Raw genomic sequence first — 14,201 nt, forward strand, 5'->3', positions numbered from 1 at the left:
ATGCGTGAAGTGATCGTTACCGGGAAAACCGTGGAGGAGGCCACCGAGGCCGCCTGCGCCCAGCTGGGCCTTCCCCGGGAGGAAGTGAGCATCGAAATTCTGGAGATGCCGGTGCACCGGTTGTTCAAAAAGATTCCTGCCAAGGTGCGTGCCACCGTGCAGGAGCCGGAGGTGGAAACCCCGGCTGAACCTGAGGTGAAACCCGAGCAGGCAGCTGAGCCCAAGGAAGAGCCGGCTGCCCCCGAAAAGGCCACCGAAGAAGAGGAAAAGACTGCCCAGCCCCAGTCGGCGGAAACCGTCGAGCAGGTGGAGATTGACAGCAACGAAAAGCTGGCGGCCGCCGTTGCCTACCTGAAGGAGATCTTTACCCTGATGGGCGCCGGCGACGTGGAGATCCATGTGGAGAAGCAGGGCGAGGCCCACATCGTGAAGGTGGAAGGTGAGGACGTTGGCGTTCTGATCGGCCATCGGGGCGAGACCATGGAGAGCCTTTCCTATCTGGCGGGCCTTGCGGCAAACCGCCTGGGTGGCGACTACCTGAAGCTGGGCCTGGATGTGGCCGGCTACCGGGGCAAACGGGAAAAGGATCTGGAAGCTCTGGCCCGCCGTATGGGCGCTAAGGTGGCCAAGACCGGCCGCAGCTACGCCATGGATCCCATGAACCCCTACGAGCGGCGCATCATTCACAGCACCATCAGCACCATGGAGGGTCTGCGCAGTGAGTCCAAGGGTGAGGGTGCAGATCGCCGCGTGGTGATCTACTCCACCGACCCCAACGCCCAGAACCGCAGCCGTGGCCGCGGTCAGCGTGGTGGCCGCGGTCAGCGCGGCGGCCGTGACCGCAAGGGCGGCCCCAAGGGCGAGCGGCGCAGCAGTGTGCCCGGCCGGGAGTTTGCCAATGCGCAGCGCAGCGAGGGTGCAGCGCCCGTTGCCCCCAAGCGCACGCAGCTGATTGACGATGCCGAAGGCTTTGCCCTGTATGGCAAGATTGAGCTGTAAACGTGGCGCAAGCTGATTGATACATAAAAACCGCGGCGTGCGGCCCTGTTCGGGAAGCTGCGCCGCGGTTTTTTAATGCCTGAATAAAATACTGAAAGTAATAATTGATGAAATATTACAAATTCTGCGATGGCATAGCCGCCGGTTGCACTTTTAAACTTCGCATGCTAGGATAGAAACACAAGACTGTTCCCGACAGGAAAGGAAGGATAAAATGCGTTTGGAACGAATGACCGGTTGGCAGGATGCCCGATTTAAAGGGCTGTGGGAGCTGTATGAAGCCAGCTTCCCGGCATACGAAAACCGCACCCTGCCGGACCAGAAGCGGGCCATGGAGGACGAGCGCTATCATGTGGACCTGATCTACGAAGAGGATCAGTGGCAGGGATTTGTGATGTACTGGCAGGCGGACGGCTACCTGTATGTGGAGCACTTTGCGGTGTTCCCCTGCGGGCGGGGCAAAGGTTATGGTTCCAGGGTACTGACCGCCCTGAAGGAAAAGGGCCAGCCGGTGCTGCTGGAAATTGACCCGCCGGAGGACGAGATTTCGATCCGCCGCAAGGGCTTTTACGAGCGGAACGGCTTCTGTGCAAACCCCTACGATTACCAGCATATTCCTTACAAAAAAGACGATGTACCCCACCCGCTGGTGGTGATGACCTGGCCGGAGCCGATCAGCGAAGAAGTTTATCAGGGCTTCCGCCGTTTTATGCGGGACGTGGTGATGGAGTACAGCGAAGCAAAATTTAATAACAATTGGGAGAATATTTTAAAATTCGACTGATTGGATAATAAGCAAAGGCCGCCCGATGACCGGAAGAAGTCGGGTGGCCTTTGCTCTGCGCCCGGCTTGCCTTGCCCTGGCCGGGGCCCTTGTGCTACAATAAAATGAACTATGCTGTTTTGAGAATGGGGGAGTGAAGATGGAAACCACCATCGTGGCGCTGGCAACGCCGCCCGGCGCGGGCGGAATTGCAGTGGTGCGTCTGTCCGGCCCGGAAAGCTACCGGGTAACCGGGCAGGTATTCCGGCCGATGAATCCGGAGAAAAAGGTGAGCGAAGCGAAGGGATACACTGCGATGTTCGGGCATTTTATCGCCCGGGGGAAGACGCTGGACGAGGGTGTGGCCCTCTTCTTCCGGGCTCCCCGCAGCTACACCGGCGAGGATGTGGTGGAGCTGAGCTGCCACGGCGGTATGGTGATCGCCCAGGAGCTGATCACCGCCTGCATTGCGGCGGGTGCGGAACCGGCCGGGCCCGGTGAATACACCAAGCGGGCTTTTTTGAACGGCCGGATGAGCCTGACCCAGGCGGAAGCGGTGATGGATCTGATCGGCGCAGCAGGCCGCCAGGGTGCGGCGCTGGCCGAGAGCGCGCTGAGCGGCGCACTGGCCCGGCAGATCGAGGAATATAAAAATCAGCTGGTGGCGCTGGCCGGGCATCTGGCCGCCTGGGTGGATTTTCCCGAGGAGGATGTGCCGGACCTGGAAGAAAATACGCTGCGCGGTACACTGGAGCAGGTATGCACCGGCGTGCGTGGGCTGATCGGCAGCTACGGCGGCGGTGCGGTGCTGCGGCAGGGTGTGGACGCGGCCATTGTGGGCAGCCCCAACGTGGGCAAAAGCACCCTGATGAATCTGCTGGCCGGATTCGACCGGGCCATCGTGACCCCCATTGCCGGAACCACCCGGGACGTGGTGGAGCAGGCGGTGATGCTGGGCGGCGTGCGGGTGAACCTGTTTGATACCGCAGGCCTGCGGGAGACCGGCGATGTGGTGGAGGCCGAGGGCATCCGCCGCAGCCGCCGCAAGCTGGAGGAGGCCGGGCTGGTGCTGGCGGTATTCGACGGCTCCACCCCCGCCACCGAAGAGGATAAGGAGCTGGCGCAGCTGTGCGCCGGGCGGCCGGCCATTGCGCTGGTGAACAAGAACGATCTGGAGCAGCAGTTTGATGAGGGCATTCTGGAGGGCAGATTCTTCCGGGTGCTGCGCATTGCGGCGGGCCAGGGTGGCGGAATGCCGGAGCTGGAGCAGGCGGTACGGGAGCTGCTGGGTGTGGCCAATCTGGACCCGGGCGCCCCCTGTCTGGTGAGTCAGCGTCAGCTGGCGGCGGCGGTATCTGCCCGAGACGCCCTGCAGGAGGGTATGCAGGCGCTGGACGGCGGCTTCGGATTGGACGCGGTGAGCGTCTGCGTGGACGACGCGCTGGCGGCGCTCTGCCGACTGACCGGCGAGGATGCCAGCGAGAGCGTGATCGAGGAAGTGTTCTCCAAGTTCTGTGTGGGTAAGTAAAGGAAGGAAACAACAAAGCATGAACCATTTGGGAGATTATCAGGTGATTGTGGTGGGTGCTGGTCACGCGGGCATTGAAGCGGCCCATGCGGCGGCAACTCTGGGCGCAAAGACCGCCCTGTTTACCCTCAGCCTGGACGGCATCGGCAATATGCCCTGTAACCCCAGCATCGGCGGCACCGCCAAGGGCCATCTGGTGCGGGAGGTGGATGCACTGGGCGGCGTGATGGGTCTGGCGGCGGACGCCACCACCCTGCAAAGCCGGATGCTCAACCGGGGCAAGGGCCCGGCGGTGCATTCTCTGCGGGCCCAGATTGATCGGCGGGCTTACCATGACTTCACCAAGCATTTTCTGGAAAAGACCGATAACTTGGACATTAAACAGGGCGAGATCGTGGATCTTGCGCTGGAGGATGGCCGGGTGACCGGCGTATACACCCGACTGAACGGCTTTTACGGGGCCCAGGCGGTGGTGCTGTGTACCGGCACCAATCTGGGCGGACGAATTTTTGTGGGCGACGCCAGCGTGGAGAGCGGCCCGGACGGTCAGCAGGCGGCAAACCTGCTGAGTGAACGACTGCGTCAGGCGGGGCTGCCTCTGCGCCGGTTCAAAACCGGTACCCCGGCCCGGGTGCACCGGCGGAGCATTGATTTTTCGGTGCTGGAACCTCAGCCCGGTGAGGAGCCGCCGGAGCCCTTCAGCTTTTTGACCCCGGAGGGTGGGATCAAAAATCAGGTGGACTGCCACATCGCATACACCAACCCGGAAACTCACCGGATCATTCTGGACAACCTGCATCGTTCCCCCCTGTATGGCGGTATGATCGAAGGCGTTGGCCCCCGGTACTGCCCCAGCATTGAGGATAAGGTAGTGCGTTTTTCCGATAAGGAACGCCATCAGATTTTCGTGGAGCCCTGCGGGCTGGATACCGAAGAGATGTATCTGCAGGGTATGAGCAGCAGCCTGCCGGAGGATGTGCAGAATGCCATGTACCGGACCATCAAAGGTTTCGAGAACATCGAGATCCTGCGGCCGGCCTATGCCATTGAATATGATTGCATCGACCCCACCGCCCTGCAGCTGACACTGGAGACCCGTGCGGTGAAGGGACTGTATGGTGCGGGCCAGTTCAACGGTACCTCCGGCTATGAGGAAGCGGCGGCCCAGGGGCTGCTGGCCGGCATGAATGCCGGTCTGGCAGTGCTGGGCAAAGAGCAGGTGATCCTGCCCCGGCATTCCTCCTATCTGGGTACGCTGGTGGATGATCTGGTGACCAAGGGCGTCATGGACCCCTATCGCATGATGACCAGCCGCAGTGAATACCGGCTGACCCTCCGGCAGGATAACGCTGACGAGCGGCTTACCCCCATTGGCCGCAAGGCCGGTCTGGTGGACGATGCCCGCTGGCAGGCCTTTGAACAGGCCATGGAGATCAAGGCCCGGGAAACCAGACGATTGGAGCAGACCAGCGTAAAGGCGGCAGAGCTGAACCGGGTGCTGGAAGAAAAGGGAATTGCACCGGTGGAAAAGGGAGGCCCGGCGGCAGAGCTGCTGCGACGGCCCGAGCTGGATTATTCCATTCTTGCCCAGGTGATTGGCTGGGGCGAGGGTGTGGACCGGCGAATGGCGGCCCGCATTACCACCGAGATCAAATATGCCGGATACATTGCCCGGCAGCAGCGGGCCATCAAGGATGTGAAGCGGCTGGAGAATACCCCCATCCCGGAGGATTTTGACTACGCGCCGCTGAACGGTCTGCGGCTGGAAGCCCGGGAGAAGCTGGCACGCATCCGGCCGGTGAGTCTGGCCCAGGCGGGCCGAATTCCCGGTGTGAGCCCGGCGGATATGGCGGTGCTCAGTGTGGCGGTGGAAGCTGCTAATCGGGTCCGGAAAACAGGCGGTGAGAAAGCCGCGAACAGGGAGGCGACGGAATGATCGATACACAGCGTTTGCAGGAAAAATGCGCCCGGCAGGGCATCGAGCTGACTGGCATCCAGCTGGATCAGCTGAATCACTATGCCCGGCTGCTGGTGGAGTACAACCAGAAGGTGAACCTGACTGCCATCACAGATCCGGAGGGCATTGAGGACAAGCATTTTCTGGACAGCCTGCTCTTTGCCAGTCAGCCGGAAGTGACGGGGAAGATGATCGATGTGGGCTGTGGTGCGGGCTTTCCGGGCCTTGTGACTAAGATCTACAAGCCCGAGCTGGAGCTTACCCTGATGGAGCCCACTGGCAAGCGGATGGAGTTTTTGAAATATGTTTGTGCGGAACTGGGCCTGACCGGCGTGGAATTTGCCAAGGAGCGGGCGGAGGAAGCGGCCCGAAAGCAGTGGAGGGAGACTGCCGATGTGGTAAGTGCCCGTGCGGTGGCAGCTTTGCAGATTCTGGCGGAGTATTGTTTGCCCCTGACCCGGGTAGGCGGTGTATTCATCGCCATGAAGGGAGCGGGCGCCGAGCAGGAGCTGGCCAGCGCCAAGGGGGCCATTGCCAAACTGGGTGGCAGCTACCGGGAGACCCGCTCCTTCCAGCTGCCCGGCGGCGATGCCCGCAGCCTGGTGGTGTGTGAAAAAATATCGCAAACTCCGACCGCTTACCCCAGAAACGGCGGAAAAATTGCAAAATCCCCGTTGAAATAAGAAGAAAAAGAGAAGAATCCAGAGAATTTTGAAAATGGAAATTTCTGGATTACGCAGCGCGCCTGTGGTATACTTTTGCTGGAAGCAGAGGGAGCCGCACGGCGCGCTTCTTTGTTTTCCAAAAAGGATGGGATCATTTCTGCGGCCCGGTTCGGATACATAAACAGATAACAGGGCAAAAGCCGCCATGCAAGCGGCGGCAATGTTTTCCGGGCTGTTGGGCGGGGTGCTGCCCCAGGGCTCCTGCCTGCTGGGGGCCGCAGAATTTTCCGCAACAAAAAGGAGGTAAACCGGAATGCTGCCCCGTAAAATGAAAGTGAAGGGGAAGGTGCTTGCCATTCCCACAGAGCTGATCGACCCGTCGCCCTTTCAGGCGCGCAGGCATTTTGATGAAAAGGAGATCGCGCAGCTGGCGGTAAGCATTCTGGAAAACGGTCTGCTGCAGCCGGTTTCCGTTCGCCGCTATGGAGATCGATACCAGCTGGTGGCAGGGGAACGTCGGCTTCGCGCCTGCAAGCTGGCGCAGCTGAAGGAAATTCCGGCGATTCTTTGCGAGTATCAGGATCAGGCCACTGCTGCACTGGGGCTTTTGGAAAATCTGCAAAGGCAGGATCTGGACGCCTTTGAACAGGCCCGGGGCATTCAGGATGTGATTGCATTGTGGGGTTGCACCCAGGAGGAAGCGGCAAACCGGCTGGGGATGGCGCAGCCTACTTTGAACAATAAGCTCCGGTTGCTTCAGCTCAGTGATGAACAGCAGGCCTTCTGCCGGAACAATCATCTGACCGAACGGCATGCCAGGGCGGTGTTGCGGCTGGAGGAGGCGCAGCGTCTTCCGGCGCTGGAAGCATTTGCAAAGCAGGGAATGAATGCCCGCCAGGCGGATGAATATGTACAGCGCCTTGTGCAGCGCACACCCAGAAAAAAATCCATTCCCATGGTGCGGGATGTGCGCATCTTTGTGAACACCATCAATAAGGCGGTGCGCCTGATGGTGGACGCGGGGGTGAATGCCTCCACTCGACGGGTGGAAGGGGATGGCTTTGTGGAATACACGGTGCGAATCCCCACAGAGCAGGAAAGACCGGTGAGCAGGACCGGCTAAATGTTCCACGTGGAACATTTAAAATAGATGCCAGTTCTCCACTCCGTTTTGTGCGGAGATTGGGTTCAGCGATATGGGGAAAACGTGAAAAAGGGAGTCAGGGGGAATGTTCCACGTGGAACATTCCCCCTGATGTTTTTGAGAATGAAAAAGCAAAAATGTTCCATGTGGAACATTTTTGCTTTTCAAAAGTACAGAAAAGAGAGAAATCTGAGGAAAATCCAGTGAGATGGGTGTAATCACGTCGAAATCTATGCTATAATAACACCGATGCCTGCCGCGAAGGGGTTTCGCGGATGCAGATCTGATGAATTGGAGGCACAAGCGGTGGGAAAAGTAATCGCAGTTGCAAACCAGAAAGGCGGCGTGGGGAAAAGCACCACCGCTGTGAATCTGGCGTCCTGTGTGGCGGCAGAGGGGAAACGGGTACTGATTGTGGATCTGGACCCTCAGGGCAACACCACCAGCGGCTACGGAATTTCCAAACGGAATGTGGAAACCAGCGTGTACGATTTGATCATCGGCGAGGCACAGGCCCAGCAGGCCATTGTGCCCACGGAGTTTATGGTGGATGTGATCCCGTCCAACATTCAGCTTTCCGGCGCGGTGATCGAGCTGGTGAATCTGGAACGGCGGGAAAGCCGGCTGCGTCAGGCGTTGGCTTCGGTGGCCGGAAATTACGACTATATCTTTATTGACTGCCCGCCCAGTCTGGACCTGCTCACTTTGAACGGTCTGTGCGCCAGTGATTCGGTGCTCATTCCCATCCAGTGTGAATACTACGCACTGGAGGGCCTTTCCGAGCTGATGAGCACCCTGAAAACCGTGCGCAAGATGTACAACCGGTATCTGGAAATTGAAGGCGTGGTGTTCACCATGTATGCGGGCCGGCTGAATCTGACCCTGCAGGTGGTGGATCAGGTGAAAAAATTCTTCGGGGACAAGGTCTATAAGACCACTGTGCCCCGAAATGTGCGCCTTTCCGAGGCGCCCAGCTATGGGCAGCCCATCAATTACTATGACCCGGCCAGCAAGGGCTGCGAGGCCTATCAGGCCATGGCCAAAGAATTGCTGAGCAATAACCGATAAAAGGAGGGCGGCAGATGGCACAAAAAAAAGGCGGCCTTGGCCGCGGGCTGGAAAGTCTGTTTGAGGAAACAGCCCGGGATGTGGGCCGGGAGGTGAGTACCCTCCCGCTGCGGGACATTGAGCCTGATAAGGATCAGCCCCGTAAGGACTTTTCCGAGGAGCCCCTGTCGGAGTTGGCGGCCAGTATTACCGAGCATGGTGTGCTGCAACCGATCACGGTGCGCCCCTGCAACAGCGGCGGCTACAAGATCATTGCCGGTGAGCGGCGCTGGCGTGCTGCCCGTCTGGCGGGGCTTTCCGAGATTCCGGTCATTATTAAGGATGTGACCGAGAGCGAAGCCATGGAAATGGCACTCATCGAAAACCTTCAGCGGGAGGATCTGGATCCGGTGGAGGAAGCATTTGGCTACAAACAGCTGATGGAACGCTGTGGGCTGACCCAGGAGCAGGCCGCAAAACGGTTGGGCAAGAGCAGAAGCTCAGTGGCCAACAGCCTGCGGCTGTTGAATCTGCCCCAGCGGGCACTGGAATGGCTGCAAACCGGTCATCTGACCACCGGCCACGCCAAGGTAATTCTGGGTCTGGAAAATGAAGAACTGCAGGAGCAGGCGGCCCAGATGGTGGTGGAAAACGAGCTGAACGTGCGCCAGACTGAGGCGCTGTGCAAAAAGCTTTCCCGGCCGGAAAAGCCGCAGGCCAGCCAGCCGGTGCGGCCTGCTTTGCCGGACGAGGTGGAGCTTGCCCTGCGCGAGGTGCTGGGCAATGAGGTCAAGGTGGCCTACAAAAACGGTCGGGGCAGCCTGACGGTTCATTTTTATTCGGACGAGCAACTTACCGCCTTTGCCAATCTGCTGGGCGGTTATCAAAAGGAAACAATCTGAAAAAGGGGATAGAAACTTATGCTGGACTTGCGTTTTGTACGGGAGAACCCGGAGCTGGTCAAGGAAAACATCAAAAAGAAATTCCAGGATTCCAAGCTGCCTCTGGTGGATGAGGTTATCGCTCTGGATACCGAGAACCGCAACACCGTTACCGAGGCGAACAATCTGCGCAGCGAGCGCAACAAGCTCTCCAAGCAGATCGGCGCTCTGATGGGTCAGAAGAAGTTTGAGGAGGCCGAGGCCGTGAAGGCTCAGGTGGCCGCTCAGGCAGACCGTCTGAAGGAGCTGGAGGCCAAGGAGACCGAGCTGGAGGAGAAGATCCGCAATATCATGCTGGTCATCCCCAACATGATCGATCCCAGTGTGCCCATTGGCCCGGACGACAGCCACAACGTGGAAGTGGAGCGCTTCGGTGAGCCTGTGGTACCGGATTTCGAGATTCCCTACCACACCGAGATCATGGAGAGCTTCGACGGCATCGATCTGGACAGCGCCCGCCGCGTGGCCGGCAACGGCTTCTACTACCTGCTGGGCGACATTGCCCGTCTGCATGAGGCGGTGCTGGCTTATGCCCGCGACTTCATGATCAACAAGGGCTTTACCTATGTGATTCCTCCCTTTATGATGCACGGCAGCGTGGTGCAGGGTGTTATGAGCTTCCCTGAGATGGATGCCATGATGTATAAGATCGAGGGTGAGGATCTTTATCTGATCGGCACCAGCGAGCACACCATGATCGGCCGCTTTGTGGATCAGCTGATCCCCGAGGCCAAGCTGCCCCAGACCCTGACCAGCTACAGCCCCTGCTTCCGCAAGGAGAAGGGCGCACACGGTCTGGAGGAGCGCGGCGTATACCGCATCCATCAGTTCGAGAAACAGGAGATGATCGTGGTCTGCAAGCCGGAAGACAGCATGGAGTGGTACGACAAGATGTGGCATAACAGCGTGGAGCTGTTCCGCAGCCTGGATATCCCCGTGCGTCAGCTGGAGTGCTGCTCCGGCGACCTGGCTGACCTGAAGGTCAAGAGCTGCGACATCGAGGCCTGGAGCCCCCGTCAGAAGAAGTACTTCGAGGTATGCAGCTGCTCCAACCTGGGCGACGCTCAGAGCCGCCGCCTGAAGATCCGTGTGAAGGGCGAGGATGGCCGCAACTATCTGCCCCACACCCTGAACAACACCTGTGTGGCTCCTCCGCGTATGCTGATCGCCTTCCTGGAGAACAACCTGCAGGCAGACGGCACCGTGAAGATCCCCGAGGTGCTGCGTCCCTATATGGGCGGAAAGGAACTGCTGGTTCCCAAGCGCGGCAAGTAAATAACAATCAGGCAGCCTCCGGACACTGGTTCGGAGGCTGGTTTTTTGCAATGGTAAAAAATGGAAGAAATTTTTTAAAAAAAAGATGAAAAAACTGTTGACAAGTCATTGTCTGTTTAATATAATATAAAAGCGCCCTACATACGGCGCAATTTTATATGGCGGTATAGCTCAGTTGGCTAGAGCATTCGGTTCATACCCGAAGTGTCACCGGTTCGAATCCAGTTACCGCTACCAACAAATACAAGGTTTAGCTAGAATACTTGGGGGTTACCCGCAATAGTGGGTGATGAAGTATGCTTGCTGTTTTAGCTAAACTTTGTATTTTTATAAGGCCCATTGGTCAAGCGGTCAAGACATCGCCCTTTCACGGCGGTAACCCGGGTTCGATTCCCGGATGGGTCACCAGAAGCCCGGATCTGTTTTTCAGCAGGTTCGGGTTTTTTCTTACTATAACAGGTTAAGAAAAATGGATGTTCCACGTAAGAAAACAAGGAGAATAATTATATGGAAAAACAACAAAAGCAGTCGCCTGCCATGATGCTTCTGCGGTTGCTGCAGGGAGCACTCATCGGATTGGGCGCGGTGCTGCCGGGAATTTCCGGTGGGGTGCTCTGTGTGATTTTTGGAATCTACCGGCCGGTGATGGAATTGCTGTCTGACCCGAAGAAACATTATAAAACCCACCTGCCCAGGCTTGCCCCGGTCTTTCTGGGCATGGGAATCGGCTTTCTGGGTGTAGCCAATCTGCTGGCCTTTTTTCTGGAGCGGTATCCCAATCAGTCGGTCTGTCTGTTCGTAGGCCTGATCGGCGGAATGCTTCCTTCGCTGATGAAACAGGCAGGAGAAAAGGGACGGAGTAAAGGATCCTGGATCTCGCTGCTTGTGGCGTTTACGGTGGTATTAGGGCTGCTGGTTGGGCTGGAGCTGTTCTCCGTGCAGGTAACGCCTTCGGTGCTCTGGTATCTGTTCTGTGGCTTTTGCCTGGCCCTCAGCATGATTGCACCGGGCATGAGTTTTTCCACTCTGCTGATGCCGCTGGGTCTCTATACGCCCTTTGTGGAAGGGCTGGGCCGGCTGCGGCCTTCGGTTCTGGTGCCGGGGGTGCTTGGCGCAGTGGTTACCATTGTGCTGCTGGCAAAGGCGGTGGATCGGCTGTTTGAACGGCACTACTCCATTGCATTTCATGCCATTGTGGGTGTGGTATCAGCAGCTACGCTGGTCATTATTCCGTTCCGGGATATGGCATCCTCGTTTGCGGCGCTGTTCAGTGATCTCATCTGCCTGGCTGTGGGTATTGTGCTGGCGCTTGCATTGGACCGGTTCAATGCCCGTTTTCCCAAAGAGTGAGAAAAAGGACACAAAAACATATAAAAGTAATGCTTTTTTGCGGAAACACGGAAAAACCTGTTGACAAGGCAGGAAAAAGCGTGTAAATAGAAAGAACGACCCAAACAGGTGCCCCGGCTGACAGGATTCAGCCGGGGCCAAACAGTATCAAGACAGAGGAGAATGGAGTCAACATGACGGCAGCAGAAAAACGACCAGCGATCCCGATCAGCCCCGCAGCGGCGCTGGTGGCCATTGGTGTGGTATACGGCGATATTGGAACCTCGCCCATGTATGTGATGAAATCCATTGTAGCAGGCAACGGAGGGATTCAGAATGCAGACCCGCAGCTGATTCTGGGGTCACTGTCGCTGGTGATCTGGACGCTGACCCTTCTGACCACCGTAAAATATGTGCTGGTGGCCATGCAGGCGGATAACCATGGGGAAGGTGGTATCTTTTCGCTGTACAGCATTGTGCGCCGCAGCCGAAAGCATCTGGTGGTGCTGGCGATGGTGGGCGGGGCCGCGCTGCTGGCGGACGGCGTGCTCACACCTGCAGTAACCGTAACAACCGCTGTGGAGGGCCTGCGCAGTATTCCGGCACTGGAAATTCTGTTGGGACCGGGGCAGGGAAGGATCATACAGATCACACTGGTGATTCTGGCAGTGCTGTTCCTGATCCAGAGGGCAGGAACCAGTTCCATCGGCAAGGCGTTCGGCCCAATTATGACCATCTGGTTTCTGTTTCTCGGGGGAATGGGCCTTTACCACATGGCAGGAGATTGGACGGTGCTGCAGGCACTGAATCCGATGCTGGCGTTGCGTGTGCTGGTGAGTCCTTATAACAGAATGGGCTTTTTCATTCTGGGCAGCGTGTTTCTGGCAACCACCGGTGCAGAAGCTTTGTATTCGGATATGGGTCATGTGGGCAAGGGCAATATCTATATCAGCTGGCCCTTTGTAAAGATCTGCCTGATTCTGAACTATCTGGGGCAGGGAGCCTGGCTCATTGCTCATCGGCAGGACAAGGAGCTGGGCAGGATACAGGATATGAATCCGTTCTTTGAAATGGTGCCGCCTCAGCTGCGGCTGCTGGCAGTGCTGCTGGGTACACTGGCAGCTATTATCGCTTCCCAGGCGTTGATCACCGGAGCATTCACCATGGTGTCCGAAGCCTGTAAGCTGGATCTGATGCCCCACATGCAGATCATCTATCCGTCTCGTACCATGGGGCAGCTGTATATCCCGCTGGTGAATACCTGCCTGTGGGTAGGCTGTTCGCTGCTGGTGCTGTACTTCCGATCCAGCCATCGAATGGAGGCGGCCTATGGTCTGGCCATTACGGTGACCATGCTCATGACCACCATGCTGCTGTTTGTGTTCCTGCATGACAAAAAGCGCCGTGGGCCTGTTGCGTGGGGATTTCTGCTCCTGTTTGGCGGGCTGGAGCTGATGTTCCTGCTGTCCAGCCTGACCAAGTTTGTGGAAGGCGGTTATGTGGCCGTGGCACTGGCAGCGGTGCTGCTCTTCATCATGTACATCTGGCATCGGGGCACACAGGTGGAGGATACCCAGGCCATCTATCTGAACGTGGATACCTACAAAGAGGTGTTGGGTCAGCTGCGTGATGACGAAAGCATTCCATGTTTTACGGATAATCTGATTTATCTGACCAAGAGCCATTACCACAATTTCGTGGAGCGGGACATTCTGTATTCCATTCTGGAAAAAGGACCCAAGCGGGCGAAGGCCTACTGGTTTGTGAGCATTCATGTGGAGGATGTGCCTTATAAACGGGAATATGAGGTGGAGAACTTCGGAACCGATTATATCTTCCGGGTTCGGCTCAATCTGGGGTTTAAGGAAAACCAGCGGATCAATGTGTATCTGCGCCAGATTGTGCAGGAGCTGATGGAGGATGGAGAACTTCCCCTGCAAAAACAGCGTTACGCGGTGGAAGAACCGGGTGATGTGGGCGGATTCAAGTTCTGTATCATCCGCAAGCGTGTTGTGCCTGAAAGTGATCTCCCGGCTTCCGATCAGGGGATTCTGACTGTGAAATATGCGATTCGCCATGTGGCCGGATCTCCGGCCCGCTGGTACGGACTGGAGAACTCGGTGCTGGCGGTGGAGTATCTGCCTCTGTTTGTGAGAATGAAGGAGACAGCTCCCATTTGCAGAAAAGCAGGTTGGGGCAGGAAAGAAGAATCCGCTCTGCCGGGGCAGATGTAAAGAAGAAGGGACGGGGGAAACGCCCCGTCCCTTCCTTTATATATAGGGGAGCAGAGAGGCTGTTTGAGGGAAAGAAAATATGAAATAAATTTCGAAAAAAGTGTTGACATGTGTTTCCTTGTGTGGTATTATAATCAAGCTGTCGCGAGAGACAGCGAGCCGCTGAAAAGCTGATAAAAAATATTTCAAAAAAGTGCTTGACAAAAAGAACTTGATGAGATATAATAAACAAGCTGTCCCGCGAGGGAGAGCGGCACAGGACCTTGAAAATTGAACAATATCGAAGCTTGAACGGAACCTTATCGTGATGGAAAATCAC

Annotated in this window: 11 protein-coding genes and 2 tRNA genes; all 13 read left to right on the forward strand. The window is 57.3% G+C overall.

The features are described 5' to 3' along the window. Positions 1 to 999, forward strand: a complete 999-nt coding sequence (gene jag / locus ACESYO_RS03080) for an RNA-binding cell elongation regulator Jag/EloR (RefSeq protein WP_373209325.1) — start codon at positions 1 to 3, stop codon at positions 997 to 999. Positions 1,000 to 1,213: 214 nt separating this feature from the next. Further along, a complete protein-coding gene (locus ACESYO_RS03085; RefSeq protein ID WP_373209323.1) occupies positions 1,214 to 1,783 on the forward strand; it encodes a GNAT family N-acetyltransferase in 570 nt (189 codons plus the stop codon). Positions 1,784 to 1,922: 139 nt separating this feature from the next. Continuing rightward, the gene (gene mnmE, locus ACESYO_RS03090; protein WP_058963440.1) at positions 1,923 to 3,290 is read left to right on the forward strand and encodes a tRNA uridine-5-carboxymethylaminomethyl(34) synthesis GTPase MnmE; all 1,368 of its coding nucleotides are present in this window, start codon (positions 1,923 to 1,925) and stop codon (positions 3,288 to 3,290) included. 19 nt (positions 3,291 to 3,309) lie between these two features. Continuing rightward, positions 3,310 to 5,226 (forward strand): tRNA uridine-5-carboxymethylaminomethyl(34) synthesis enzyme MnmG, encoded by a 1,917-nt coding sequence (mnmG, locus tag ACESYO_RS03095; protein WP_373209322.1) that lies wholly within the window; start codon positions 3,310 to 3,312, stop codon positions 5,224 to 5,226. After that, positions 5,223 to 5,930 (forward strand): 16S rRNA (guanine(527)-N(7))-methyltransferase RsmG, encoded by a 708-nt coding sequence (gene rsmG, locus ACESYO_RS03100; protein ID WP_373209321.1) that lies wholly within the window; start codon positions 5,223 to 5,225, stop codon positions 5,928 to 5,930. The genes mnmG and rsmG overlap by 4 nt, the downstream gene beginning before the upstream one ends. A 295-nt stretch (positions 5,931 to 6,225) precedes the next feature. Beyond that, entirely contained in the window at positions 6,226 to 7,035 is an 810-nt protein-coding gene (locus tag ACESYO_RS03105; RefSeq protein ID WP_283128946.1) for a ParB/RepB/Spo0J family partition protein, read from the forward strand. Positions 7,036 to 7,362: 327 nt separating this feature from the next. Further along, on the forward strand, positions 7,363 to 8,124 hold the full coding sequence (locus ACESYO_RS03110) for a ParA family protein (protein WP_058963548.1): 762 nt from the start codon (positions 7,363 to 7,365) through the stop codon (positions 8,122 to 8,124). Between the two features lie 14 nt (positions 8,125 to 8,138). Continuing rightward, positions 8,139 to 9,005, forward strand: coding sequence for a ParB/RepB/Spo0J family partition protein (locus tag ACESYO_RS03115; RefSeq protein ID WP_058963444.1), 867 nt, complete (start codon positions 8,139 to 8,141; stop codon positions 9,003 to 9,005). 18 nt (positions 9,006 to 9,023) lie between these two features. Then, positions 9,024 to 10,319: a serine--tRNA ligase gene (gene serS, locus ACESYO_RS03120; protein ID WP_058963445.1), complete on the forward strand. Its 1,296-nt coding sequence runs from the start codon at positions 9,024 to 9,026 to the stop codon at positions 10,317 to 10,319. Positions 10,320 to 10,479: 160 nt separating this feature from the next. Further along, positions 10,480 to 10,556: transfer RNA gene (locus tag ACESYO_RS03125), tRNA-Met, on the forward strand. A 96-nt stretch (positions 10,557 to 10,652) separates the two neighbouring features. Then, positions 10,653 to 10,727, forward strand: a tRNA-Glu gene (locus tag ACESYO_RS03130). A 99-nt stretch (positions 10,728 to 10,826) separates the two neighbouring features. Further along, positions 10,827 to 11,669, forward strand: coding sequence for a DUF368 domain-containing protein (locus ACESYO_RS03135; RefSeq protein ID WP_373209320.1), 843 nt, complete (start codon positions 10,827 to 10,829; stop codon positions 11,667 to 11,669). Between the two features lie 173 nt (positions 11,670 to 11,842). Further along, on the forward strand, positions 11,843 to 13,882 hold the full coding sequence (locus ACESYO_RS03140; protein WP_373209319.1) for a KUP/HAK/KT family potassium transporter: 2,040 nt from the start codon (positions 11,843 to 11,845) through the stop codon (positions 13,880 to 13,882). Positions 13,883 to 14,201: the final 319 nt, after the last annotated feature.

The sequence above is a fragment of the Allofournierella massiliensis genome (genome assembly GCF_964241245.1).
Lineage (GTDB): Bacteria > Bacillota > Clostridia > Oscillospirales > Ruminococcaceae > Allofournierella > Allofournierella massiliensis.